The following is a 25535-nucleotide window of genomic DNA, read 5'->3' on the forward strand; positions in this document are numbered from 1 at the left end:
GTTCCGCGCTCCTCAGCATGACGGGTCTTGCGCGATCAGCCGACCTTCCAGCCGGTCGCCGCCACGAGGTCCTGATAAAACTCCGGCGTGTAGGCGTGCTCCGGCGTCTTGCGCACGCGCTCGTCGAGCATGTGCGCATCGTCGCCGACCAGGATGCGCCAGCGATCCGCCTTCACGCCGTCGAGGATGATCTTGGCGGCGGCGGCGGCCGAGGTCGGCGCCTCGTCGTGAAAGATGCGCGCACGATCGAGCGCGAGCTGCTGGATGTCGGCATCCGACATCTTGGCGACGTCGATGCCCTGCCCTTGCAGACGCTGGCGAGCCTGCTTGAGCTCGTCGGGATTGAGCTGCTCGGAGCCGTTCTGCACCTTGCGCGAGTTCGACACGATCGAGGTGCCGATGTGACCGGGCATCACGACCGAACATTTGACATGCGGTGCGTTGAGGCGGAGATCGTTGATCATCGCCTCGGTGAATCCCTTCACGGCGAATTTCGCGGCGCTGTAGGCGGTGTGCGACACGCCGAGGCCGACCGAGGCCCAGAAGCCGTTGACGCTCGACGTGTTGACGATATGCGCCTCGTCGGCCTTCACCAGCAGCGGCAGGAAGGTGCGCACGCCGAGATAGACGCCGCCCCAGCAGATGTTGAAGGTGCGCTCCCATTGCTCGCGGGTGTTGGTGAACAGGCTGCCGCCGCCACCGATGCCGGCATTGTTGAACAGCAGGTGGATCTTGTCGGTCGCCTGCTGCTCGATCAGCTCGTCGCGGAAGCGCTTGTAGTGATCCTCGATCGAGACGTCGGCAACGTGGGTGGTGATGCGCAGGCCCTGCGGCAGCTTCTCGACCTCGCAGAGCCGCTTGGTCTCGGCCATCGCTTCCATCGAGACGTCGCACATCGCGACGTTGCAGCCCTCGGCAACGAGCTGCCGTGCGAGCTCGCGCCCCATGCCCGTGCCGCCACCCGTGATGACGGCAATCTTTCCGGCGAAATCCTTCATGTGAGATCCGTTCCTTCCCTGCTTTTTCTTGCTTTCGGCTGGAGCGCGGATCGCAGTCCCGGCCGTTTGACTGCGGCACTGTACATCACCGAATTATCGCCCAGCAACGGCGCCCGCTGCTCACGCGCAGTTGAGCCGCGTGTGGCAGATCGAGGCAGACGATGACGTAACGAAATCATTCCGCGTTGCGAACAATCTGACATCGACAACGGGAGACGATGATCGTGCGCATCGTGAACAGATTGGTCGCGACGACACTGGTCGCGCAGTGCGTGGCGCCACGAATGACCGGGCTCAACTCCCGGGATTGATCTGCGCTATTCGGCGGTTTCGATCCGCACCGGCGCGCGCGGCGCAGGACTGCAGTGGCAGCGCTCATGATGAGCTTGAGCAGACCGCGCCACGAGAAGTCGATCACCACCTCATGGTGCCGCAACCCCTTGCCGCCCTTCACCAGCCCGAGATCCCGGATCAGGCAGTAATGGCCACTGCTCATCCGAGCCAGACGGCTGTTCTTGAAGCGTCCCATGAATGACGAGAATGCACTGCGGATCGATTCCGTCAAATCTTGACGGCATCGAATCGACGCGGCGGGGCGCGCCTGCTTGCGAGCGGCAATCTGCGGTGCCGCGCGCATCGCGATCTCCGGCGTCGGTTCGTGGCCTTGAATCAAAAACCTCCGGCAGGGCATTGCCGGAGGTTTGGGAGGCTTAGCACGGAGCCAAGAGCCATCATTCAATGTGTTGGCCGTAATGTATATAGTTTAGTAGATCAGCTAAGTAAATAAGATTGCCGCCAATGAATCGCATGGCTCGTCTTCGTTCTTCGCGTAGACCGAAATGTCGCAGCCAAGCTTCCACGACCACCTCTTCCGGTCGGAAGAAAAAACCCCGGCAGTTGCCTGCCGGGGTTCTGGGATCGTGATCAGATCAACCGGTATTACCAGTTGCGCTGGGCGCGGAAGAGCATCTGGACAGTGTCCTGATCCTTCAGCTCGTAGATCGCGGTCGGCTTGGCGATACCAGCCGACGAGGTGGTGATCGTGCCGGCATACTTCTGATCGAGATGGACGTAGGTCACGTCGGCCGAGAAGGTCAGGTTCTTGACCGGGGTCCAACGGGTGATCACGCCGATCTGTCCGATGTTGTAGTCGGGGTTGCAGCTGGTCACGCCAGCACCGCCACCGAAGGCGGTGCGGAACGTGCCACCGACGCCGCCGACGCCGCAGATGAGCGACTTCGCCGTGTCGTTGTACATGACCGCAGCGTAGGCACCGTACAAGCTGGTGTTCCAGTAGGGATCCCAGTTGTGGGTGTACGCGCCGCGGAAGCCCCAGGTCTTGATCGTCTGCTGCTGACCGCCGGGGCCGAACACCGTGTCGGGTGCCGTGCCGAAGCCAACGCTCTGGTAGACGCCCGGCAGGTTCGAGCCGCCATAGATGGTCGCCGAGCTGATGCCGCTGGCCAGATCCTGGATGTTGTAACGGGTCGCACCGTCGGTGTAGACGCCCTGGAGGTTGATGGTGTCACCAGGTCCGGTCGGGATGTTCTTGATCGACAGGGCCAGTGCACCAGCCCAGCCCCACTTGTCGTCGGGATGGCCGGTCAACTCGGTGCCGCCGTAGTAGGCAGCGTGGTTGTCATGCGCGGCGACCGACGCCTGGAAGATACCCCAGGCCTGATCGACCTTGAGGGCGGCGACGAAGTCCGGCGCGATCGTGCCGGCGTAGTCGCTGGAGCCGTAAGCACCACCGACGCCGAGGTTGTTCACGCCAGCCTGCATGTAGGCAACCTGGTCCTGCGCCGACAGAGCGAGCGACACGCCGTTGCCGAACTGCGCGGTGTAGGTGAACTGGTTGATGCCGTTGGTGGTGTTGATGCCACCGACGAGGGCGTCGTAGTTGTTGCCCGGATAGGCGGTCCAAGGCGCAGCGAACTGCGAGACCGACTTACCGATGGTGAAGCCGGCGAACTGAATGAAGGCGTAGTAGACGCCGACCGTGCCGGCAGCGACGTTGCCCGAACCAGCGTTGTTCGGAGCGGCAGAGCTGCCGATCGCCGAATAGACGCTCGAGCCGTTGCCCTGGCCGGTGTAGCTGTCCGAGGTCCAGGTGAACACCGCATCGAAATAGGTGCGGACCACGCCGTACTCGGTCGCGGTGCGCGTATCGATGTTCAGGTCTTCACGCGAACGCCAAGTGTAGCCGTTGGTGAAACGGTTGTTGGCGCCGCTGGCGCCGTTGGTATTCGGGCCGTAGACGCCGTTGCCGTTGACAACCAAGTCAGCGCGCACAAAGCCGCCCAACTTGATGCAGGTGTCGGTGCCGGGGATGTAGTAGAAGCCCGGACCATAAAGCGAGCAAACCTTCACGTATTCGACCGCTTTGGCCTTAACGGGAAGATCGGCCGCCTGTGCCCCGCCGACCGCGACCAGCGCGGCGGCCGAGCCCAGAATAAGGCTCTTCGCCAATGTCATATTAAACCTCCAAGTTGCTCATATGCGTAGAGTCCGGGTCGCGAGCGCCCCGTGATCCTCCCGCATTGTCCAAGACCGTTTTCCCCAAACCCCGCACCCGCAGACCAATCTCTGGAGTGCGACGGACTTGAACGATCACCGCAACGGGACGATCGAGATTCCCCTACCGCCGGGTTCAATATGCATTGGCGAGTTCGCCAAACAAAATAGTTTATAAAGTCAGGAATGCGAATGCGGCCACACTGTGTCCCGCCAGCAACGCTCGACGTAACCGCCTCACGCACATGGGCAAATTTGCCGCACCCAACTTAGCCCAATCGTCACATACGCATCATAATTGCTTTACGTTCACTTGCCTTCCTGAGCGAATTACTAGAAAAAAACGTCCCGTCGACGCGGGAAACAAGAAATAAATCAGCACAAAGCTGAGTCGGCACCTAGGGAAGGGGAAGCTGTGTCAGTGACCAGGAAGGATCAGGCGCGTTTGCGCGCCATCGAGCATCTCGACATCATCAAGCGCTTTACGCTCGAGATCTCGTCCATCAACTCGCATCTCGAACGGGTCCGCCAGCTCTGGGGCAAGGCGCTCGGCGTCAGCGGTCCGCAATGGATGATCCTCATCGCGACCTCGGATCTCGACAAGGATGACGGTGTGCCGATCAACGTGGTGTCGAAGCTGCTGCATGTCGATCCATCGTTCGTGACCACGCAGTCCAAGCTGCTCGAGCAGAAGGAATTGCTGCGCCGCTCGCCCTCGCCGGCCGACGCGCGCGTGGTCCGCCTGTCGCTGACCGACAAGACCCGAAAGCATCTGGCGGGCCTCGCCGAGCAGCACAAGGCGTTCAAGAAGACCGTGTTCGAGGAATTCAGCGAGCACGAGCTGGCCGAGTTCACCGGCAAGCTCGCGATGCTCAACAACCGCCTGGAAAAGGCGTGCCTGATCGCGGCGATGGATTTCGAGACCTGAAACGGCCGGCCGCATCGGGCCGATATCAACGCCGCTGGCTGTTTTGAAAAGCCGAATGCTTTGAAAAATGGTCGGAGCGAGAGGATTTGAACCTCCGACCCCTAGTCTCCCAGACTAGTGCGCTAACCGGGCTGCGCCACGCTCCGATGCCGTTCCATTAGCTGCGATCCTGCGTTCGCGCAAGGCGCAGCAGGCCCTTAAGGACTGCAATCCGGGCACCGGTTCCCGGGATCAGCCGTCCTTCATCGCCGTATCGATCATCTGCCGGCAGGCGACCAGCTCCTGCAGCACGCGTTCGAGCCGCTCCCGATCCGCGGCCGGAACGGAAGGCCGCACCGGTGGCGCAGCGGACGCCTTGCCCGGCTGGGCATGCGCCTTGTAGGTCGACAGGATCGGATCCTCGTCGGGATCGACGAATCGGTAGTCGATCCCCTTCTCGTCGCCGTCGCCCTCCTCGCCGTCGAAATCGAGGCCGTCACTGCTCTCGAGGTCGTCGGGCTCGGCCATGCTGTTGCCGACCGCCTCCTCGACCGCGCCGAACGAGACGGCCGCGGTCTGGTCGGCGATGCCCTGCACCGACTTGATGCCGTGCTCCTTCAGGATCCGCTGCACGCCGCGGATGGTGTAGCCCTCGCCGTAGAGCAGCCGGCGGATGCCCTTCAGCAGGTCGACGTCGTCGGGGCGATAATAGCGGCGTCCGCCGCTGCGCTTCATCGGCTTGATCTGCGCGAAGCGCGTTTCCCAGAATCTCAGCACATGCTGGGGAATATCGAGCTCGTCCGCGACTTCGCTAATGGTACGGAACGCATCCGGCGCCTTGTCCAAATGCAAGCTCCTCTGGCTTCAATGCCTGGAGCCTCGTCCGTTCCGGTTGAATCGGAACGGGACTCCAGACTCTGGTTCTGGCGCGTCTTCTTCACGCGAACCGGGTATCCACTTCGCTTGAAAACGCCCTAGTCGGCCTTGCTGCCGTCGCCATTGGTGACGACGTGGCCGTTGATCCGCTGCTTCAGGATCGCCGACGGCTTGAACACCATCACACGCCGCGGCGAGATCGGCACCTCGGTGCCGGTCTTTGGATTGCGGCCGATACGCTGGCCCTTCTTGCGCACCATGAAGGAGCCGAACGAGGACAGCTTCACCGTCTCGCCCTTTTCCAGGCAATCGGTGATCTCCTTCAGCACCAACTCGACAAACGCCGACGATTCGGTGCGCGACAGACCTACCTTTTGGTAGACCGCCTCGCACAAATCGACGCGCGTCACTGTTTTTCCGGTTCCCGTCGTCATCGCCTGCCCCGCACTCTCGGCGAACAATTTCTTGACTGAAATTAAAAGCTTAGCGCGCAATGGTCAACAGCGTCCAGCATGCACGCTGGAAAAGAACCTTACGAAATATCCGTACTTTTAAGCGAAGCGCTCACCAGCGCACGAGCGCCGAGCCCCAGGTGAAGCCGCCGCCCATCGCCTCGAACAGCACCAGATCGCCCTTCTTGACGCGTCCGTCCTTCACGGCGACCGACAGCGCGAGCGGGATCGAGGCCGCCGAGGTGTTGCCGTGCTTGTCGACCGTCAAGACCACCTTCTGCGGCGCAATATGCAGCTTGTGGGCCGACGCATCGATGATTCGCTTGTTGGCCTGGTGCGGAATGAACCAGGTGATGTCGTCCGCCGTGAAGCCGGTGGCGTTGAACGCATCGACGATCACATCGGTGATCATGCCGACGGCGTGCTTGAACACCTCGCGGCCCTCCATCCGGAGGTAGCCGACCGTCTTGGTCGAACCGGGGCCGCCATCGACGAACAGCTTCGACTTGTGACGCCCGTCGGAGCGCAGATGCGTCGTCAGCACGCCGCGATCGTCGGTCGTGCCGGACTGCTGCTGCGCCTCCAGCACGACGCGCCGGCGCCATCGCCGAACAGCACGCAGGTGCCGCGGTCGTTCCAGTCGAGGATGCGCGAGAAGGTCTCGGCGCCGATCACCAGCGCCCGCTTGTGATGGCCGGCGCGCAGGAAATTGTCGGCCGTGGTCAGCGCAAAGACGAAGCCGGAGCACACCGCCTGCAGATCGAAGGCGACGCCATGGTTGATGCCGAGCGCGTGCTGGACCGCGACCGCGGTCGCGGGGAACGTGTTGTCGGGCGTCGAGGTCGCCAGCACGATCAGGTCGATCGACTGGGCGTCGATCTTGGCATCGGCGAGCGCCGCGCGCGCCGCGTTAATCGCAAGATGCGAGGTGAACTCGTCATCGGCGGCGATGTGCCGTTCGCTGATGCCGGTGCGCTGCACGATCCAGTCATCCGACGTGTCGATTCGCTGAGCCAGTTCGGCATTGGTCAAAACCCGCTCCGGCAAATATGAGCCGCAGCCGAGCACTACCGAACGTATCGCAGTCACGAGACAGCCTCCTGCGCGGTCTGCGCCTGCACCAGGGCGCTGCCGTCGCGGTTGAGCATCTGATTGATCTTGGTGAGGAGATCGTAGTGGGCCATCTCATAGCCAACATCCACCGCATAGGCAAAGCCTTCCGCGTTGATGCCGCCATGGCTCTTGACCACCACGCCGTTCAGGCCGAGCAGCAGGCCGCCATTCGACTTGTTGGGATCGAGCTTGTCGCGCAGCTTCTGGAACGCGCCGCGGGCAAACAGGTAACCGATCCGCGCCAGCCAGCTCGACGACATTGCCTCGCGCAGCAGCGTGAACATCTGGCGCGCGGTTCCCTCCGCGGCCTTGAGCGCGATATTGCCGCTGAACCCTTCCGAGACGATGACGTCGGCGAGCCCCTTGCCGATCGCGTCGCCCTCGACGAAACCGATATAGTTGAACTGGTTCGAGTTCATCGCGCGCAGCATTTCGGCCGCCTCGCGAATTTCGCCGTGGCCCTTGATCTCCTCGGAGCCGATATTGAGCAGGCCGACGGTCGGCCGTTCGAGGTTGAACAGCACACTCGCCATGGCGCTGCCCATCACCGCCAGCGTCGCCAGATGGCGGGCGTCGCCGCCGATCGAGGCGCCGAGGTCGAGCACGACCGAATCGCCGCGCAAGGTCGGCCACACCGCGGCGAGCGCCGGGCGGTCGACGCCGGGCAGTGTCCGCAGATTGAGCCCGCCCATCGCCATCAGCGCGCCGGTATTGCCGGCGGAGACCGCGACATCGGCCTCGCCATGCTTCACCGCGTCGATCGCCAGCCACATCGAGGACGCACGGCGAGTCCGCCGCAGCGCCTGGCTCGGCTTCTCGTCATTCTTCACGGCGACGTCGGTATGGATCACCTTCGATACCGCCTTCAGCGCAGGATGTTTCGCGAGCTCCGGCTCGATCTGGGCCTGGTCCCCGACCAACAGGAATTCGCTGTCGGGATGACGGCTCAACGAGATCGCGGCGCCGGGAATGACGACGGAAGCGCCGACGTCGCCCCCCATGGCGTCAAGCGCGATTCGAACCTTATGAGGCATGAACGTCCCGGAAGCCTGCTCTCCCGCAGCCCTTCAGACGAAGACCGCGAGCTTGAAGTCACCGCCGTCAACGGCGCCTGGCGAAACACCAACTCGGGTCTCGGCCGGGCCGCGACAATAGCGTGTCCGCGGTCCGACACAACCTCTTGACCACAAACAAGGCAGTGGCCGAACCGTCACGCAACGCATTAAGATATATCAGAAATACATTGTATTTCAATGTATTGTGACACTTATTCGAAGTGCCCGCGGACGCTGTTCGCGCAGTTCCGCAGGCAAGCCATCCCCGCAAATGTGACGTCGGCCGCCCCTCGGCTGCCTTTAACTGCCCTCAACTGCCCTTGGGCTTCTTGCCGTCCGCCTTGTCCTTCAGCGCCTTCAGGGCGGCGAAGGGATGATTTTCCGGGTCCGGCGCTTCAACCTCTTGTTCAAAGACCGCATCCACCTTGCGCGGATACGGGTCGATGCCGAGGAAAAGCGCGTCGGTGGCGAGCCGGCCGATGTCGATCAAGCCGCCGACGATCGGCTCCGGCGGATCCGGCGTCTCCTCGTCACTCTCCTCGGCGTCGTCGACCAGGTCGGCCATTTGCGGGATCTGCTCGGGCGGCGCGAACACCACGTCGATCGGCTCATCGATCTCGTTCTCGATCGGATCGAGCGTCACCACGCAGGTCTGCCCGACCCTCGCCTGAACTCGGCCGGTGACGTGATAGCTGCCGTCGCGCTTGGGCTGCAGGTCGAACTCCGCCTGCGCGGAGATGACCTCCCGCAACTCCCCGACATCGGCCATCGCCTTGCGCGCCGCCTCGTCGGCTACGATCGCACGATGCAGGCCGGTCTCGGGAATCTGCGCGACGTTGACGAGCACCCGCCAGGGATCGCGATCACGCTCGGGCCGCCCTGTGCTGCCGCTCATGCTGCACTCCCCACAGTCTGTGGCGCCGGAAAGCGCCATTCACCCTGGGTCAGCGCCGCGCGGTCGGCGCGAGCCAATTCGGCCAGCGCCGCCCGGGCATAGGCAGCCAGTTCGCGGGCCTTGTCGATGTTCTGACCATTAAGGATGTTCTTGCAGAACGACTCGGCCAAGGCCTGGTCGCTGTCGGTCAGCGCCAGGTCATAGGCCGCGGTGCGGCCATAAAAGGCCTCGCCGAACGCCTGCATGCGCTTCGGCACCGTGAGGTCGCCGACGCCCATTTCCCTGAGATTGTCGTCCATGTCGATGCAGAAGTGGTCGAACAGGGCCTGCGACAGCTCCGCTCCGCCCTCGACGGATTTCAATCGCCGCAACACCATCCACAGGTGCATCAGAAGCAGGTCAAAACGGCCGTTAACCGTGTCCGGAACGCCCAAGTCACGGTAAAATAACGGTTCTCGCGCCTGCGTCACGATCATGCCATAGATGGTCTCAATGGTGCTGCGCGCGGGCACCCGGGGTCTTTTGAAGTGATTGAACGGCCAAAGCATAGCGGGTTCCGGCTGCCGGCCCCCCAAAGGACGCCTGTTGAGGGCTCGCCCATTGGAGCTCGGCATGATTGCAATCCATTGAGCTGCCCGGTACGTCAATGCTCCGGCCGATGCAAGGGGACGGATCAGTTCCGCCGATGAACCACACTCTTCCCAAACCGTCTCGCGCGGCTTCCGCGCGCGGGTTCTTCACGCGCTTCCGCGCCTTCGCGGTCGTTGGCCTGTTCTGCGCCGCCGCGCTCGGCGGCTGCGCCGGTGAGCAATTCCAGAAGGGCTACATCCTGCCCGACGGCGCGCTCGAGCAGATTCCGATCGGCGCGAGCCAGGATCAGGTGCTGATCGTGCTGGGCACGCCCTCGACGGTCGCAACGCTGGACGGCGAGGTGTTCTATTACATCTCGCAGCGGACCTCGCGCCCGGTCGCCTTCATGAATCAGCGGGTGGTCGACCAGCGCGTCATCGCGGTCTATTTCGACAAGAACCGGCAGGTGCGCCGGCTCGCCAATTACGGCCTGAAGGACGGCAAGATCTTCGACTTCGTCAGCCGGTCCACGCCGACGTCGGGCCAGGAAATGTCCTACCTGACACCGCTGTTCAAGCTGCTGAGCTTCAATTAGCGCGCGCGACGCATCGCGCTTTTAGCGCGAAAGAAACTGCGCCAAGTTGTCGCGCTTGCCCGACCGGCAAGCGGTCCCCTAGGCTTGCTCACAAACAAGAGCCTGAGCAGGGGGTAAGCGCGTGAGAGCCAAGAGTTTTTCCCGTCGTACGGTATTGTCAGGCACGGCCGCGTTGGCGGCCGCATCGATCCTGCCGCGCGCAAGCCTGGGGGCCGGCGACTGGCGGCCGACCGAGACGGTTCGGATCATCGTGCCGGCGGCAGCCGGCGGCTCGACCGACGTGATGGGACGGCTGCTGGCGGCGCATTTGCAGCCGCTCTGGGGCCAGTCGGTGGTGGTGGAGAATCGCTCCGGCGCCGGCGGCACCATCGGGACCGCTGAGGTCGCGCGCAGCAAGGGCGACGGCCACACCATCCTGATCGGCAATCCCGGCCCCAACGCGATCGCCTTCAGCATCTTCCGCAATCTGACCTACAAGGCCGACCAGTTGCAGGCGGTCTCCAACATGATCCGGATCCCGAACATCGTCTCGGCGCATCCGTCGACCGGCATCAAGTCGATCCCCGAACTGATCGCCTATCTGAAGAAGAACCCCGACAAGCTCACCTACGGCTCGTCCGGCACCGGCCAGAGCCCTCACCTCACCGGCGCCTGGTTCCTGCAACTCACCGGGTTGAAGATGACGCATGTGCCGTTCCGCGGCGCCGGCCCCGCGCTGCAGGCCGGGCTCGCCGGCGACATCCAGATCCTGTTCGACAATCTCTATCCGTCGCTGCCGCAGGTGCTGGACGGCAAGCTGAATGGGCTCTGCGTCACCACGGCCGACCGCAGCGACTCCGCGCCCAATCTGCCTGTCATGCGCGAGGGTGCGCCGGAGCTTGCGAAGTTCGACGTCGCCTCATGGTTCGGCGTATTCCTGCCGAAGACGGCGCCCGCGCCCGTGGTCGACGAGCTGAACCGTCAGATCAAGGCGATGCTGGAACGCGACGACGTCAGGAAGAACATCGCCGGCATGGGCGCCCGCGCCGACTACGGCACGCCGCAGCAATTCTCCGATTTCGTCGATGCGGAGACCAAGAAGTTCGCCGCCATCATCGAGAAGGAAGGCTTGCAGATGGAGGTCAAGTAGCGGCCGCCTTCAATGCTACGACGACTTGTTGATCTTCTTGACCTTGGCGTCGGTCGCTTCGATCGACATCGCCAGCTCCATGATTGCCTGCGACAGCAGCTCGATGGCCTCCTTCTGATCCTGCGACTTGGAGGCGCGGAGCGCATAGTTGCGGGCGGATGAGAGCGACATCGATTGATCTCCGTGTGCTGGCGTCTGGTTCTTGGCGGATATCGTTTGGCGGAAGGCACGTCCACCGTCATTGCGAGGAGCGACAGCGACGAAGCAATCCACTTCTCCACATGTGGAGGGATGGATTGCTTCGCTCCGCTCGCAATGACGCTGCGATATCTCGCGTCCCCCTAAAGCAAAACCCCCGCGGCTTGCACCGCGGGGGTTACGTTTATTCGTGTCGCGGCTCAGTGCGCGAGGATCGCCAGCAGCAGCAGCGCCACGATGTTGGTGATCTTGATCATCGGGTTGACCGCCGGGCCCGCCGTGTCCTTGTAGGGATCGCCGACGGTGTCGCCGGTCACCGCGGACTTGTGGGCATCACTGCCCTTGCCGCCGTAGTGGCCGTCCTCGATGTACTTCTTGGCGTTGTCCCATGCGCCGCCGCCCGAGGTCATCGAGATCGCGACGAAGAGACCGGTGACGATGACGCCGAGCAGCATGGCGCCGACCGCGGAGAATGCCGCCGACTTGCCGACCGCACCGCCGCCCGCAATGAAGTAGATCAGGAAGTAGACGACGATCGGCGACAGCACCGGCAGCAGCGAGGGGATGATCATTTCCTTGATCGCCGCCCGGGTCAGCAGGTCGACCGCCTTGCCGTAGTCCGGCTTGTCGGTGCCCTGCATGATGCCGGGCTTCTCGCGGAACTGACGGCGCACCTCCTCGACGATCGCACCGGCGGCGCGGCCGACCGCGGTCATGCCCATCGCACCGAACAGATACGGCAGCAGGCCGCCGAACAGCAGGCCAACCACGACGTACGGGTTGTTCAGAGAGAAGTTCGGCTCGACGCCCTGGAAGTAGGCATGGGCGCTGGGGTCGCTGATGAAGAATTTGAGGTCCTCGTTGTAGGCAGCAAACAGCACCAGCGCGCCGAGACCGGCGGAGCCGATCGCGTAGCCCTTGGTCACCGCCTTGGTGGTGTTGCCGACCGCGTCGAGCGCGTCGGTCGACTTGCGCACCTCCTTGGGCAGGCCCGCCATCTCGGCGATGCCGCCGGCGTTGTCGGTGACCGGGCCAAAGGCGTCGAGCGCGACGATCATGCCGGCCAGCGCCAGCATGGTGGCGGTCGCAATCGCGATGCCGAACAGGCCGGCCAGGCTGTAGGTGACCAGGATGCCGGCGATGATGACGATCGCGGGCAGCGCGGTCGCCTCCATCGATACCGCGAGGCCCTGGATCACGTTGGTACCGTGACCGGTGACCGAGGCCGCCGCAATCGACTTCACCGGGCGATAGTCGGTGCCGGTGTAGTATTCGGTGATCCAGATGATCAGGCCGGTGACGACGAGACCGACCACGCCGCACTCGAACAGCGCCATGCCGGTAAACTTGGCGCCTTCGAGCGTGCCGAAGCCGATCAACCAGTTGATGACAGCCGCGACGCCAACCAGCGACAGGATGCCGGTGGCAATCAGGCCCTTGTACAGGGCGCCCATGATCGACTGGCTGGCGCCGAGCTTGACGAAGAAGGTGCCGATGATCGAGGTGATGATGCAGACGCCGCCGATCGCGAGCGGCAGCGTCATCATGTTCACCAGGATCGAGGTCTTGGCGAAGAAGATCGCCGCGAGCACCATGGTGGCGACCGCGGTCACCGCATAGGTCTCGAACAGGTCGGCCGCCATGCCGGCGCAGTCGCCGACATTGTCGCCGACGTTGTCGGCAATCGTGGCCGGGTTGCGCGGATCGTCCTCGGGGATGCCGGCCTCGACCTTGCCGACGAGGTCGCCGCCGACGTCAGCACCCTTGGTGAAGATGCCGCCGCCGAGACGGGCGAAGATCGAGATCAGCGAGGCGCCGAAGCCGAGCGCCACCATGGCGTCGACCACGGTGCGGCTGCCCGCTTCCAGACCCATGAACTTGACCAGGATCATGAAGTAGATGGTGACGCCGAGCAGCGCGAGACCGGCAACCAGCAGGCCGGTGATCGCACCCGCCTTGAAGGCGAGTTCGAGGCCGCCGGCGAGCGAGGTGGTCGCTGCCTGCGCGGTGCGGACGTTGGCGCGCACCGAGACGTTCATGCCGATGAAGCCGGCCGCGCCCGACAGGATCGCGCCGATCGCAAATCCGAGGGCCACCAGCAGGCCGAGGAAGTAGGCCAGCAGCACGAAGATCACGATACCGACCATGCCGATCGTCGTGTACTGCCGCCGCAGATAGGCTTGCGCACCCTCGCGCACCGCGCCTGCGATTTCCTGCATGCGCGGATTACCCGCATCCGCGTTCAAGACCGACTGCGTCGCCCAGATCGCGTAGACGATGGAAAGCGCCCCGCAGAGCACAATCAACCATAAAGCTGTCATTGAATGTTGCCTCAGATCCTTGATGTAACCCCCGCGCCTTCTTGTGCCGCTAGGGGGCGGCAGGCGCTTATTTTGCGAGGACAACCCTCCCCAAAAACGGATTGCCTCAAATCGGGCGCGACCTTGCCAAAATCGTTACCGCTGTGCAACGCCACCTGCGGCCGAAAACGCCGATATCGGCAGCTATTTAGAAGGAAAATCGGCGCGTCCGGCCGGGAATTCTAGAAATGGCTGTAGGACAGCCGCTGCAACTTCAGTTCCCTGCCCTGCCCGTCGAGGAAGCTTGGTGGCGACGAACCGGCAATGAGGCCGCCGATGGCGGTCACATTGACCTTGGCCTGGCGTGCTTCTCGCAGGAAGGCGTCTGCGCGATCGCCGGGCACCGCGCACAGAAGTTCGTAGTCGTCGCCGCCGGCGACCAGGGTCTCGATCCCGATCGCCTTGCGTGCGACGAGCCCCGCGGCCGCTGATGACAACGGGATGCTCGGCACGTTGATCACGGCCGTCACACCGCTGGCTGCGCAAAGCTTGGCCAGATCGCCGGCGAGACCGTCGGACACATCCATCGCTGCGCTGGCGTGGGCGCGGACGGCGCGGGCAAGCGCGTTGCGCGGCTGCGGAACACGGTAGCGGGCGGCGAGAAAATCCCGCCCGGCGGCATCGTCCGCCAGCGCCGCTGCGACCGGACCTCCTTGGAGTACATCGAGACCGAGCGCGGCATCGCCGATCGTGCCGGTGACGAACACGCGGTCGCCCGCCTGCGCGCCCGCGCGATGCACCATCTTGCCCTGCGGCAGCCGGCCGAACGCGGTGATGGAGATCATCAGCGGCCCGGGCGTGGAGACTGTATCGCCACCGAGCAGCGGACAGCCAAAATCGGCAACGTCCTCGCCAAGCGCCCGGGCGAACGGCTTCAGCCAGTTCTCATCGACCTTGCGCACGGCCAGCGTCAGCACGAAGCCCGCTGGCGCCGCGCCCTTGGCCGCGATGTCGGAGAGGTTCACCCGCAGCGCCTTGCGCGCCAGCGTGTCGGGCGGATCATTGGGGAGGAAATGCACGCCCTCGACGATGGCATCGGTGGTGACCACGATGTCCTCGCCGGCCGCCCGCAGCGCGGCGGCGTCGTCGTCAAGGCCGAACGCGCCCGGATCGGTCGCCAGCGGCTTGAAATAGCGCGCGATCAGGGAGTCTTCGCCGGAGGGATTGTCGTGACGCTCTGCCATATCGTGCGCCTTACCCTCAACTGTCATCGCCCGGCTTGACCGGGCGATCCAGTACGCCGCGGCAGCTGTTGTTGCCAATGACCGCCGCGGCGTACTGGATCACCCGCTTTCGCGGGTGATGACGGCGGAATATGTGGTTCAGTTCCGCACAAACTCGTCGCCGCGGAACTGGCGTGCGATCTGGTCGAGCACGGCGTTGACCATCCCGGTCTCGTCCTTCTCGACAAAGGCGTGTGCGACGTCGACATATTCGGAAACCACGACGCGGCCGGGCACGTCCTTGCGATGTTCGAGCTCATAGGACCCTGCCCGCAACACCGCCCGCAGGATCGCGTCGATCCGCTTCAGCGGCCAGCCCTTCGACAGCGCCTCGTCGATCAAGGGATCGAGCTTGGCCTGATCGCGCACCACGCCGGAGACGACATCGCGGAAGAACGCGGCTTCCGCCGGCAGATATTTGTCGCCCTCGACCTCGTTGCCGAGCCAGTGGCTCTCGAACTCGGCGAAGATGTCGTTGATCCCGGCGCCGCCGATGTCCATCTGGTACAGCGCCTGCACGGCAGCGAGACGTGCCGCACCGCGCCGGTTGGCTTTTCTTTCAGGGGCTTTGCCGGGTTTGTTGCTGTCAGCCATGGTCAGGCCTTTGCCAGACGGCGTTTGATCCGCAGCATCGCGATCGCCGCGCGCGCGGCGTCGCCGCCCTTGTTCAATTCGCTGGCACGCGCCCGCGCCCAGGCCTGCGCCTCGGTATTGACGGTGATGATGCCGTTGCCGAGCGGGAATTTCCGGCTCACGGCCAGATCCATCAGGCCGCGCGAGGACTCCATCGAGACGATCTCGAAATGGATGGTGTCGCCGCGCACCACGCAACCGAGCGCGATCGCCGCGTCATAGGGCTTGCCGTTCGTTTCAGCCGCATCGATCGCAATCGCGATCGCGGCCGGAATCTCCAGCGCGCCGGGCACCGTGATAACGTCGTGGCTGGCACCGGCCGCCTTCAGCTCGGCCAGCGCGCCTTCCAGCAGCGCATCCTGGATGTCGTCATAAAACCGGGCCTCGACGATTAGCACGCGAGCGCCTGTGATGTCGGTCTGGTCCTTCAGGGGTGCGCGCCGCGCGTCAGCCATTGCAATAACCAATCGGAACTTGGGGAGGATTTGTGCAGCGTTTTAGGCGCAGCAGGCGGTAAAGCCAAGGGCAATACTGGCCTGGATGTCGCCGCGATCGGCCTGATTTTTCAAGTCGGCTTCGTCAGCAATGCATGGGACATCCGGCCGGAAGTTGCCCGGGCCGAATTGGCACATAGGGACGTCCGGCTCGGCCGCAATGTCCGGATCGAGGCTATTTCATCTCCGACAGCCGCGCGGCGTAGCGGGCCATCAGATCGACCTCGATATTGACCTCGCTGCCGGCCTTCCAGCCGCTCAGGGTCGTAACGCTGAGCGTATGCGGGATGATCAGCACCGAAAATGTCACGTCGTCGACCGTGTTCACGGTCAGCGACACGCCGTCCAGCGTGACCGAGCCCTTTGCCGCGATGAAACGCGCCAGTTCGCGGGTGGTTCTGAGCTCAAAGCGCGCCATGTCGGGCAGATCGTCGCGCTTGACGATGGTGGCGATGCCGTCGGCATGCCCGGCCACGATGTGACCGCCGAGCTCATCGCCGATCTTGAGCGCGCGCTCGAGGTTGAGCTTGCCGCCCTGCCCCCAATGCTTGGCGGTGGTCATGCCGAGCGTCTCGGCCGCGGCGTCGACGTCGAACCAGGTCTTGCCGTCGGCGGTGCCGGAGGCGACCACGGTGAGGCAGACGCCGTTGCAGGCGATCGAGGCGCCGTCGGCGATGGTGGTCTGGTCGTAGTCGCAGGCGATCCGCATCCGATGCAGCTGCCCCTGCGCCACGGGCTTCAGGCTGGTGATCTCACCGATATCGGTGACAATTCCGGTAAACATTACGCACGCTCGTAGATATTGAGATTGTCTTTGCCGAGGGCTTCGCTAGCACGAAGGCGGAAGGCCGGCGACTGCTTGATTGCGTCGAGCGGCATTGCGTCCAGCGCGGGAACGCCATCGGCGCCGATCGCATCAGGTCCGCGCAACAGCCAGATTTCATCGACAAGGCCCGCTGCCACGAAAGAATTTGCCACGCGAGACCCGCCCTCGACCAAGAGCCGCGTGATCCCCTTCTCCGCCAGCGCATGCAAGACGGCGGGCAGATCGAGCCCTTGAGGCGTGCTGGCGGCGACGCGGATCACCTGCGCACCGGCAGCGCCAAGCTTCACCGCGGCGGGTGCTTCCGCCAAGTCAGACGTCATCACCCAGAGCGGCGTCTCGCGCGCGGAATGCACCATTCGGCTGTCGCCCGAGATCCGCAGCGCACGATCCAGCACCACGCGCACCGGCGAGCGCGCCGCCATGCCGGGCAGCCGGCAGGTCAGCAGCGGATCGTCGGCCTTGACCGTGCCGATGCCGACCAGGATCGCATCGCACTGCGCGCGCAGCAGATGCACGCGGGTCCGCGCGGCCTCGCCTGATATTGCAACAGGCTTGTGGCCGTAAGCGGCAATCTTGTCGTCGGCGGACACCGCGAGCTTGAGGATCACATGCGGGCGCTTGTCCGTGATGCGGCGGAAATGTCCGGCATGGTCGTGCGCGGCCTCCGCCTGGCACAGCCCGACATCGACCGCGATGCCGGCGGCGCGCAGTTTCGCATGCCCCTTGCCGCCGACGTCCGGATTGGGGTCCTCGATGGCCGAGACCACGCGGGCAAGCCCGGCCGCGACCACGGCATCCGCACAGGGCGGCGAACGGCCGAAATGCGAGCAGGGCTCGAGCGTGACATAGAGCGTGGCGCCGCGGGCAGCGTCACCGGCGCGGCGGAGCGCCTCGACCTCGGCATGCGGCCGGCCGCCTGCTTGCGTCCATCCCCGGCCGACGATCACGCCGTCCTTGACGATCACGGCGCCGACCGCCGGATTGGGCCAGGTGCGCCCGAGTCCGCGGCGGCCGAGCGCCAGCGCAAGCTGCATGAAGCGCAGATCGGCGGCTTTGGCCTCTTTGGATTTCTGCGCGAACTGGTCTTCGAGAATGCGAAAGATCATTTTCGCAACGTTGCGAGCCGCGGATCCTCTTCGCCGGTCAACTCGTCGAGCACCGCCTCAAAATCCTTGGCCTCGCGGAAATTGCGATAGACCGAGGCGAAGCGCACATAGGCGACGTCGTCGAGCTGGCGCAGATGCTCCATCACGATCTCGCCGATCGCCTCCGAGGAGACCTCCGCCTCGCCGCCGCTTTCGAGCTCGCGAACGATGGTCGAGACCATCTTCTCCACCCGCTCGGACTCCACCGGGCGCTTGCGCAGCGAGATCTGCAACGAGCGCACCAGCTTGTCGCGATCGAACGGCACGCGGCGGCCGTTGCGCTTGATCACGGTCAGCTCGCGCAGCTGCACCCGCTCGAAGGTCGTGAAGCGGAAGTTGCAGGCCATGCACACACGCCGCCTGCGGATGACGGCGGAGTCCTCGGTCGGACGCGAGTCCTTGACCTGCGTATCGAGAGAATTGCAGCTCGGGCAGCGCATCCGACGGGACCTTTATTTTATTTGCGCATGATCTATTCGGAATACCGGTATCCACTTTTCCGGATCATGCGACCCTTTCTTACTGGTAGATCGGGAAGCGATCGGTCAGCGCCTTGACGCGCTCCTTGATCGCGGCCTCGACCAGCGGCGCCTTGCCGTCCGGCGACTGCGCCAGCGCGTTCAGGACTTCCGCGATCATGCCGCCGACCTGCTTGAACTCGGCGACGCCGAAGCCGCGCGTGGTCGCAGCCGGCGTACCGAGCCGCAGGCCCGAGGTCACGAACGGCTTCTCGGGATCGAACGGAATGCCGTTCTTGTTGCAGGTGATGGCGGCGCGCACCAGCGCCTTCTCGGAGATGTTGCCCTTCAGTCCCTTCGGCCTGAGGTCGACCAGCATCAGATGGTTGTCGGTGCCGCCGGAGACGATGTCGAGGCCGTGGCCGCGCAGCGTCTCCGCCAGCGCTTGGCGTTCTCGACCACGTTCTTGGCGTAGACCTTGAAGTCCGGCCGCAGCGCCTCGGCGAATGCGACGGCCTTGGCCGCAATGACGTGCATCAGCGGGCCACCCTGCAGGCCCGGGAAGATCGCCGAGTTCAGCTTCTTGGCGAGCGTCTCGTCATTGGTGAGGATCAGGCCCCCGCGCGGACCGCGCAGCGACTTGTGCGTGGTGGTAGTGGTGACGTGGGCGTGCGGCACCGGCGAGGCATGCACGCCGCCGGCGACGAGGCCAGCGAAATGCGCCATGTCGACCAGGAGATACGCACCGACCGAGTCGGCGATCTCGCGGAAGCGCTTGAAGTCCCAGGCACGCGAATAGGCCGAGCCGCCGGCGATGATCAGTTTCGGCTTGACCTGCTCGGCCTGCTTCTGGACCTCGTCCATGTCGATGATCTGGTCCTCGCGGCGCACGGTGTAGTGTGCGGCCTTGAACCACTTGCCGGACATGTTGACCGGCGAGCCGTGGGTGAGATGGCCGCCGGCGGCGAGGTCCAGACCCATGAAGGTGTCGCCGGGCTGCAGCAGCGCCAGAAACACCGCCTGGTTCATCTGGCTGCCGGAGTTCGGCTGCACGTTGGCGAAGCCGGCGCCGAACAGCTTCTTGGCGCGCTCGATCGCGAGGTTCTCGGCAACGTCGACCCACTCGCAACCGCCGTAGTAGCGCGCGCCCGGATAACCTTCCGCGTATTTGTTGGTCATCACCGAGCCCTGCGCCTCCAGCACGGCGCGGCTGACGATGTTCTCGGAGGCGATCAGCTCGATCTCATGGCGCTGCCGGCCGAGCTCGCCCTTGATCGCGGCGGCGATCTCGGGATCGGCCTCGGCGAGGGTCGCCGTGAAGAAGGAATCGGGCGCGGAAGTGGTCTTGGGGGATGAGGTCATCGGCGAAATATCTCCACCGCCGCAAGCCCTTACACAGGATGCGGACGGTCACGAGTGGCGGTCGAAGCTGGTTTCAGAGCGTTATCACATCGCCCCAAAATGGCCAAGCGGTTGCGGTCCCCGGCGGTCAATTATGCCAGATATGGTGGGGATGGCGGGGATTGCCAGCCGGCCGGGAGCCGGCCCTGCGGTCCCGATCCCGGACGCAGCAGGCCCGGGTTCCAGCCGGCCGGTGTAGCAAGCGGCGGCCGTCGAATGGAACGTGGCGGGCCCCTTCCCGGTCGCGCCCCGCGGGATCGGTGACGAGATGTACGCCTCCTCCCTCACTTCGCAAGAACAGAACCACGCAGCTTGCGATGCGCCCGATCATCACACGTTCGATCGCGATGCATCGCGTCACGAGACGATCTCTCGCGGGGCGAATTTTGAATCGTTCGATTCTTGAATCGTTCAACACTGGATCGATTCAAACGTCTCACGCGATGAGTGCAATTGCGCGACGTACTCCGTTGTCTCTCAGTCACACCCGCACGCTTTGCGCTCGGCTTCGATAGCTTCTAACCGCGCGCGGGCTGTTTACGAAAATCACCGTGATAACGACGCCGGAGAAAATTCTCTTCGGGGGCGTTGAATGACGGACGGATGGATTCGGCCGCAGCGGTTTGCTGCTTCGGCGTTGGTGGTGCTTTCGGTTGCTGCTGCGGACAAGGCGTTCGCGCAGACGCAATTGCCTTCGGTGACGGTCGATGCGCCATCGCACCGGCAAGCGGCGCCCTCGCAACGGACCCCGCGCGCGCGTAGCGCCTCGCGCCGCGCCACAGTCGCCCCGGTGGGAGCACAGCCGCAAGCAGCACAGCAAGCTGCCGGCGCAGGCGGCGGACACGAGCGCGCCAACGGTCCGGTCACCGGCTATCTGGCGCGGCAGAGCGCTGTTGGCACCAAGACCAGCACGCCGATCATCCAGACGCCGCAATCGGTGACGGTCATCAGCGCCGAGCAGATCCGCGACCAGAAGATCGTCAGCAAGTTCGACGAGGTGCTGCGCTACACGCCGGGCGTCGTCGGCGGTACCTTCGGCGCCGATTTCCGCAATGACTGGTTCCTGATCCGCGGCTTCCCCGCGCAGAACGAGTCGCTGTTCCTCGACGGCCTGCAGCTGTTCTACACTTCCTATGCGAGCTGGAAGCTGCAGCCCTTCAATCTCGAGCGCGTCGAGGTGCTGCGCGGTCCGTCCGGCATCCTGTACGGCGGCTCGGCGCCGGGCGGCCTCGTCAACGCGGTGAGCAAGTTGCCGACGGCCGAGCCCATTCGCTACATCGAGACCGGCGTCAACAATTTCGGCAACGCCTATACCCAGTTCGACATCGGCGGCGCGACGGCGCAGCCCGGCGGCGGCCAGGTGCAGTATCGCCTCGTCGGCCAGGCCCAGGGCGGCGGCACCCAGACCGACTATGTCTACGACAACAATTTCTTCTTCGCCCCGTCGGTGACCTGGCGGCCCGATGCCGACACCAGCCTCACCGTGTTCGGCATGGCCTCGCACAGCAACACCCGCGCGCTGAACTTCCTGCCCTATGTCGGCACCGTCACCAACGCGCCGTTCGGCCGGATTCCGACCAGCCTGTTCGCCGGCGATCCAAGCGTCGACCAGTTCCGTCGCGACCAGGAGATGGTCGGCTACCAGTTCCAGAAGAGCGTCACCGACAACGTCGACTTCCGCCAGAACGCGCGCATGGCGCATGTCGACGTCTATTACGCCGGCCTCTACGGGCTCGGCTACGCGACGACGCCGGCCGCCGCCGATATCACCCGCGGAAATTTCTACACCCGCGGCATCGCCACGCAACTCAACCTCGACAATCAGCTCGAATATCGCTTTGCGACCGGCGCGTTGCAGCACACGGCGCTGGTCGGCGTCGATCTGAAATATTACGGCATCGACGACCGCCAGGGCTTTGGCGCGGGCACGAACCTCAACGTGCTCAATCCGGTCTATGGCAACAACCTGCCGTTCAGCGGCGCGCTCTATCAGAACGCCTATCTGACCCAGGGCATGGCCGGACTCTATCTGCAGGATCAGGTCAAGCTCGACCGCCTGACGGTGGTGTTGTCGGGGCGCCAGGACTGGGTCGATCTCACCAGCAACAACCGGATCGGCGCCTCGCAGGGCCGCGACGACAGCAAGTTCTCCGGCCGTGTCGGCGCGATCTACAATTTCGACAGCGGCGTTGCGCCCTACGTTTCCTATATGACCGGCTACAATCCGGTGATCGGCACCAATGCCGCCGGCCAGCTGCTGCTGCCGGAAACCTCCGAGCAGACCGAGGTCGGCGTCAAGTACGAGCCGGCCGGGCTCAACGCGCGGTTCGGCGTCGCGTATTTCGATCTCAAGCGCAAGAACGCGCTGACCACAGATCCGAACAACACCCTGTTCCAGACCCAGAATGGCGAGGTCACCTCGCGCGGCGTCGAGCTCGAGGCGGTCGCGAACATCACGCGGGATTTCAAGTTGGTGGCGAGCTACACCAATTACGAGCTGTTCGTCAGCAAGGACCCCAATCCCGCGCTGATCGGCACCGTGCCGACCAACACGCCCCGAGAGCTCGCGTCGGTCTGGACCGACTACACCTTCCGCGAGGGTCCGCTCACGGGCTTCGGCTTCGGCGGCGGCGTGCGCTATGTCGGCTCGTCCTTTGCCGACACCGCGAACACCGCGCGCGTTCCGGGGGTCGTGCTCGGCGACCTCGCCTTGCACTATGAATGGGACAACAACTGGCGCGCGGCGCTCAATGTCGTGAACGTGACGGACAAGATCTACGTCGCGAGCTGCGCCACGATCAGCTCCTGCTACTACGGCGATCGCCGGCGCATCACGGCAAGCCTCGCCTACAAATGGTGAGCGCGCAGCGAACCATTTCGTTCACAAAACTATCATCGAGAGGCGGCGTTCGGCCGCCTCTCCTTTTTTCACCGCCGTCAGCGTGGTGTCAGCATGTCGCGGTAGGTTCGCGCCGCGGCAACGCTTTGCCGCGCCCAGACTGGCCCGCTCCGAAATGCGAGCCCCGGAGCGGGCCTTTTACATGCCGGGGCCTCCCGCTGCCGCCGAGCGCGGGTCGACGTCAGAAGGCATTCTTGAATTGCGCGACATAGTCGCGGCTTCCATAGACCCACATCGGCTCGTCGCATTGTTGCGATCCAAGATCGTTCGTGCAGGCCGCACTCCATGGTGGCGCCGCGATCTGACGCCCGACGATCTCGTATCCCTGCCATCGACTGCCGATGATCGGTTGTGCGCCGACACGCGCGAGATGGCTGCTCTTGTCGGCTCGCACGTGAGCCATGGCTTGGGGCATGAGAACTTCGGTCTCGAGCGTTGGCAGCAGCAGGAGCGCCGCCAGGAGGTATCTGATCTTCACTGTTCAGCCGCCTTGATTGAGCCTCGCGCGGGCGAGGCATGTACGTTGCAGAACGGAAGACCGGGACTGCGGTCCGGATATTTCCGGATCACACGAATGTTTGGCAGTGTCGAGCCGCGGCCTCGTCGTCGTTGGCCTTGAATCGCCTGAGCACGACCGGCACGATCGGGAAATCGAACCGCCGCATCAGGACACCCATGACGCCGAATGCCGCCAGCGTCGAGAGTTCGACGACCGACGGCTTTGCCGCGATCGTGCCCGTGGTGGCGAACACCAGCATGCCGGCATAGAGCCACGACTGCGGAATCGCGAGCAGCCGCACCCACAAGCCCACGAGCGGCAGATTGAGCACCAGGGACGACGCGCGGAAAGACCCGCGTGCTCCCCTACTCTCCGGTGCCATCGCCCGGCTCGCCGCCTCCGCTAAAGCTTCGGCGTGCCAGGCACTCATGGCCTCGTCGAAGCCTTGGCGTAGACGGGACCGGGCGATCCAGTACACCGCGGCCTCTCGGCTCAAGCACCGCGGTCTCTGGAATACTGGATCACCCGCCTTCGCTTTCGCGGGTGATGACACCGAACGAGTTGTTTGACAGTTAAATCGAACGATCCACTCGTCATTGCGAGCGAAGCGAAGCAATCCTTGGCGCCGCGCATGCGGGACCATGGATTGCTTCGTCGCTTCGCTCCTCGCAATGACGCGGAGATAGCCTGCGAACAGGCCGCCCCTACAGCCCGGTATACCCGGCCTTCACGTGGTCGGTGCTGCCGTCGAGCTGGCGCAGATAGGTCAGGCCGCACACGGTGAGCCGATGCGTGTCGCGCTCGCCCGCATCGAACAGCGTTTGCACGTACTCTGTCACTTTCGCGCGCGCCTCGTCGCTTGCTGCGGACGTGCGGTTGAGCAGCAGATCATACGTCTGCATGATCCGATCGATCGCGGCTTCCATTGAAGTCTCCGGGTTGACGCTCAGACGACCACCAGCGTCTCGGCCTCGAACTTCGCGATCGCCTTGTTGGCGAGGCGGAGCCGGTTCAGCTCACCTCGCTGGAACAGCTTCACGATGATGCCGAGCAGGCGCTCATTGGTGGCGAAAGTGTCAGGAATGGCGCCGGATTTGCGCAGATAGTTCGAGGCGATCGCGTAGGCGTCACCGACGACCTCGACATTCAGCACCTCGATCTCGCGCTCGACCAGCATGTCCTGCTTCTCCGTTGGGAGACAGGATAAAGCGCGGGCAACGCCATGGTTCCTCGGCGGGACCCATTTATTTTCGCAGGTGCAGCATGAAAAACGCATCGGCCGGGCATGACCGATGCGTTGGTTGAAGCAAGGTTGGACTGGAGGAGGCTGCCGGTCTTCTAGGCGGCCGGCTTGGCCATCAGGCGAAGAGAGGAAGGCTCAGAGGCGATACAGGATCTGGTCGGTCCAGAAGCGCTCGAGGCGATGCAGCGACTTGTTGAGGCTCGCGAACTCCTCGTTCGAGATGCCGCCGACCTGCTCCACCGTCTTGACGTGCTTCTGATAGAGCGCATCGACGATGCGGCGCACTTCCTGGCCCTGCGGGGTCAGACGGATGCGGACCGAGCGGCGATCGACGCGCGAGCGCTGATGATCGAGGAAGCCGAGCTCGACCAGCTTCTTCAGATTGTAGGAGACGTTGGAGCCGAGATAGTAGCCGCGGGTGCGCAGCTCGCCGGCGGTCAGTTCCTTGTCACCGATATTGTACAGGAGCAGTGCCTGCACCGAGTTGATGTCGGCGCGGCCGCGACGATCGAATTCGTCCTTGATGACGTCGAGGAGCCGGCGATGCAGCCGCTCCACCAAAGTCAGGGCTTCGAGATAGAGCGGCTGCACCGGAGCTTGACCGGTAGCGCGATCAGCGGCATCCGCCGCCGTTGTCGCAACGGCTTTCATCATGACACTTCCCCTGTTTGTCGTTTTTATCGACTTTATTCGACGAAACTTGTGTCCCGCCTGATAGGTCCAACGTAAGGGGGCCGTTTGAATATCCGCTTAAATAAGAGAATAAAGAGATCATGAATTTAAGACAGTGAATCGTGGATTAAGCCCATGGATCAAAGGCTTTTCGCAACTTTTCATTGACGGTGGCAGACCCTTTGTTCACGCTTCGTCTGCCTCCCCTGTCACATTCGGAAACAGCATCGTTTGAATTCGAAACGACGGCGTAACGAGTGTGAGGGAACCCTTTACGGTGACCGATCGGTTACCAGAAAATTCTTTGAAAATTTTATCGGAGTGCATCGCGGCGGGACGCACGCGATGCGCGCAAGCGGCTCTCATTCGTTACCGCGGCC

At 63.9% G+C, this 25535-nt stretch carries 24 protein-coding genes, 1 tRNA gene and 3 pseudogenes; 4 read left to right on the top strand and 24 right to left on the bottom strand.

The genetic code is table 11. From position 1 onward, the window contains the following. Positions 1-35: 35 nt before the first annotated feature. The 3 genes from AKN84_RS21215 to AKN84_RS21225 all read right to left on the bottom strand — a co-directional run bounded on the left by AKN84_RS21215 (position 36) and on the right by AKN84_RS21225 (position 3473). Positions 36-998 (bottom strand): SDR family oxidoreductase, encoded by a 963-nt coding sequence (locus AKN84_RS21215; RefSeq protein ID WP_050422575.1) that lies wholly within the window; start codon positions 996-998, stop codon positions 36-38. A 175-nt stretch (positions 999-1173) separates the two neighbouring features. Next, complete coding sequence (locus tag AKN84_RS21220; protein ID WP_128971044.1) at positions 1174-1635, bottom strand: hypothetical protein; 462 nt, start codon at positions 1633-1635, stop codon at positions 1174-1176. Between the two features lie 302 nt (positions 1636-1937). Next, entirely contained in the window at positions 1938-3473 is a 1536-nt protein-coding gene (locus tag AKN84_RS21225; RefSeq protein ID WP_050422577.1) for a porin, read from the bottom strand. A gap of 454 nt (positions 3474-3927) precedes the next feature. Between AKN84_RS21225 and AKN84_RS21230 the strand changes: the two genes are divergently transcribed. Next, positions 3928-4440: a MarR family winged helix-turn-helix transcriptional regulator gene (locus AKN84_RS21230; protein ID WP_050422578.1), complete on the top strand. Its 513-nt coding sequence runs from the start codon at positions 3928-3930 to the stop codon at positions 4438-4440. A gap of 68 nt (positions 4441-4508) precedes the next feature. Here the strand turns inward: AKN84_RS21230 and AKN84_RS21235 are convergent. The 7 genes and pseudogenes from AKN84_RS21235 to AKN84_RS21265 all read right to left on the bottom strand — a co-directional run bounded on the left by AKN84_RS21235 (position 4509) and on the right by AKN84_RS21265 (position 9358). After that, positions 4509-4586: transfer RNA gene (locus tag AKN84_RS21235), tRNA-Pro, on the bottom strand. A gap of 85 nt (positions 4587-4671) precedes the next feature. Then, positions 4672-5265 (bottom strand): MerR family transcriptional regulator, encoded by a 594-nt coding sequence (locus AKN84_RS21240; protein ID WP_050422579.1) that lies wholly within the window; start codon positions 5263-5265, stop codon positions 4672-4674. A 128-nt stretch (positions 5266-5393) separates the two neighbouring features. Beyond that, positions 5394-5729, bottom strand: coding sequence for an integration host factor subunit alpha (locus AKN84_RS21245; protein WP_035631661.1), 336 nt, complete (start codon positions 5727-5729; stop codon positions 5394-5396). 130 nt (positions 5730-5859) lie between these two features. Next, positions 5860-6836: pseudogene (locus AKN84_RS21250) on the bottom strand (beta-ketoacyl-ACP synthase III). Then, positions 6833-7894, bottom strand: a complete 1062-nt coding sequence (gene plsX, locus AKN84_RS21255; protein WP_050422580.1) for a phosphate acyltransferase PlsX — start codon at positions 7892-7894, stop codon at positions 6833-6835. Before plsX ends, AKN84_RS21250 begins: the two are co-directional and overlap by 4 nt. A 331-nt stretch (positions 7895-8225) precedes the next feature. After that, positions 8226-8810, bottom strand: coding sequence for a YceD family protein (locus AKN84_RS21260; RefSeq protein WP_050422581.1), 585 nt, complete (start codon positions 8808-8810; stop codon positions 8226-8228). Further along, positions 8807-9358, bottom strand: a complete 552-nt coding sequence (locus tag AKN84_RS21265) for a ubiquinol-cytochrome C chaperone family protein (protein ID WP_050422582.1) — start codon at positions 9356-9358, stop codon at positions 8807-8809. Before AKN84_RS21265 ends, AKN84_RS21260 begins: the two co-directional genes overlap by 4 nt. Before the next feature lie 137 nt (positions 9359-9495). Between AKN84_RS21265 and AKN84_RS21270 the strand changes: the two genes are divergently transcribed. Then, complete coding sequence (locus tag AKN84_RS21270; protein ID WP_050422645.1) at positions 9496-9975, top strand: outer membrane protein assembly factor BamE; 480 nt, start codon at positions 9496-9498, stop codon at positions 9973-9975. A gap of 121 nt (positions 9976-10096) precedes the next feature. Further along, complete coding sequence (locus AKN84_RS21275) at positions 10097-11104, top strand: Bug family tripartite tricarboxylate transporter substrate binding protein (protein ID WP_050422583.1); 1008 nt, start codon at positions 10097-10099, stop codon at positions 11102-11104. A gap of 15 nt (positions 11105-11119) precedes the next feature. Here the strand turns inward: AKN84_RS21275 and AKN84_RS48110 are convergent, their stop codons facing one another. The 9 genes and pseudogenes from AKN84_RS48110 to glyA form a co-directional block, all read right to left on the bottom strand. Then, the gene (locus AKN84_RS48110) at positions 11120-11275 is read right to left on the bottom strand and encodes a hypothetical protein (protein ID WP_167351864.1); all 156 of its coding nucleotides are present in this window, start codon (positions 11273-11275) and stop codon (positions 11120-11122) included. A gap of 227 nt (positions 11276-11502) precedes the next feature. Further along, positions 11503-13623: a sodium-translocating pyrophosphatase gene (locus tag AKN84_RS21280; RefSeq protein WP_050422584.1), complete on the bottom strand. Its 2121-nt coding sequence runs from the start codon at positions 13621-13623 to the stop codon at positions 11503-11505. Positions 13624-13844: 221 nt separating this feature from the next. Next, the gene (thiL, locus tag AKN84_RS21285; protein ID WP_050422585.1) at positions 13845-14846 is read right to left on the bottom strand and encodes a thiamine-phosphate kinase; all 1002 of its coding nucleotides are present in this window, start codon (positions 14844-14846) and stop codon (positions 13845-13847) included. Positions 14847-14984: 138 nt separating this feature from the next. Then, positions 14985-15479 carry a transcription antitermination factor NusB gene (gene nusB, locus AKN84_RS21290; RefSeq protein WP_050422586.1) on the bottom strand — a complete coding sequence of 165 codons (495 nt, stop codon included), beginning with the start codon at positions 15477-15479 and terminating at the stop codon, positions 14985-14987. Positions 15480-15481: 2 nt separating this feature from the next. Further along, positions 15482-15973, bottom strand: coding sequence for a 6,7-dimethyl-8-ribityllumazine synthase (gene ribH, locus AKN84_RS21295; RefSeq protein ID WP_050422587.1), 492 nt, complete (start codon positions 15971-15973; stop codon positions 15482-15484). Positions 15974-16187: 214 nt separating this feature from the next. Then, positions 16188-16796 carry a riboflavin synthase gene (locus AKN84_RS21300; protein WP_050422588.1) on the bottom strand — a complete coding sequence of 203 codons (609 nt, stop codon included), beginning with the start codon at positions 16794-16796 and terminating at the stop codon, positions 16188-16190. Then, a complete protein-coding gene (gene ribD / locus AKN84_RS21305; protein WP_050422589.1) occupies positions 16796-17944 on the bottom strand; it encodes a bifunctional diaminohydroxyphosphoribosylaminopyrimidine deaminase/5-amino-6-(5-phosphoribosylamino)uracil reductase RibD in 1149 nt (382 codons plus the stop codon). The genes AKN84_RS21300 and ribD overlap by 1 nt, the downstream gene beginning before the upstream one ends. Beyond that, a complete protein-coding gene (nrdR, locus tag AKN84_RS21310) occupies positions 17941-18423 on the bottom strand; it encodes a transcriptional regulator NrdR (protein WP_016844999.1) in 483 nt (160 codons plus the stop codon). The genes ribD and nrdR overlap by 4 nt, the downstream gene beginning before the upstream one ends. Positions 18424-18502: 79 nt before the next feature. Next, positions 18503-19803: pseudogene (gene glyA, locus AKN84_RS21315) on the bottom strand (serine hydroxymethyltransferase). Positions 19804-20434: 631 nt separating this feature from the next. On the opposite strand from glyA, the gene AKN84_RS21320 reads away from it, so the two are divergent. Beyond that, on the top strand, positions 20435-22702 hold the full coding sequence (locus tag AKN84_RS21320) for a TonB-dependent siderophore receptor (RefSeq protein ID WP_050422590.1): 2268 nt from the start codon (positions 20435-20437) through the stop codon (positions 22700-22702). Positions 22703-22922: 220 nt separating this feature from the next. Here AKN84_RS21320 and AKN84_RS21325 read toward each other — a convergent pair whose 3' ends face one another. The 5 genes and pseudogenes from AKN84_RS21325 to ldtR all read right to left on the bottom strand — a co-directional run bounded on the left by AKN84_RS21325 (position 22923) and on the right by ldtR (position 25137). Further along, the gene (locus tag AKN84_RS21325; protein WP_050422591.1) at positions 22923-23219 is read right to left on the bottom strand and encodes a hypothetical protein; all 297 of its coding nucleotides are present in this window, start codon (positions 23217-23219) and stop codon (positions 22923-22925) included. Positions 23220-23367: 148 nt separating this feature from the next. Then, positions 23368-23574, bottom strand: a pseudogene (locus AKN84_RS21330) (tripartite tricarboxylate transporter permease); the annotation flags it as partial. Positions 23575-23944: 370 nt separating this feature from the next. Further along, positions 23945-24166, bottom strand: coding sequence for a hypothetical protein (locus tag AKN84_RS21335; RefSeq protein ID WP_050422593.1), 222 nt, complete (start codon positions 24164-24166; stop codon positions 23945-23947). A gap of 20 nt (positions 24167-24186) precedes the next feature. Next, a complete protein-coding gene (locus AKN84_RS21340) occupies positions 24187-24417 on the bottom strand; it encodes a hypothetical protein (RefSeq protein WP_050422594.1) in 231 nt (76 codons plus the stop codon). 201 nt (positions 24418-24618) lie between these two features. After that, positions 24619-25137: a transcriptional regulator LdtR gene (gene ldtR / locus AKN84_RS21345; protein WP_028333857.1), complete on the bottom strand. Its 519-nt coding sequence runs from the start codon at positions 25135-25137 to the stop codon at positions 24619-24621. Positions 25138-25535 lie beyond the last annotated feature (398 nt).

Source organism: Bradyrhizobium tropiciagri (assembly GCF_001189845.1).
Taxonomy (GTDB): domain Bacteria; phylum Pseudomonadota; class Alphaproteobacteria; order Rhizobiales; family Xanthobacteraceae; genus Bradyrhizobium; species Bradyrhizobium tropiciagri.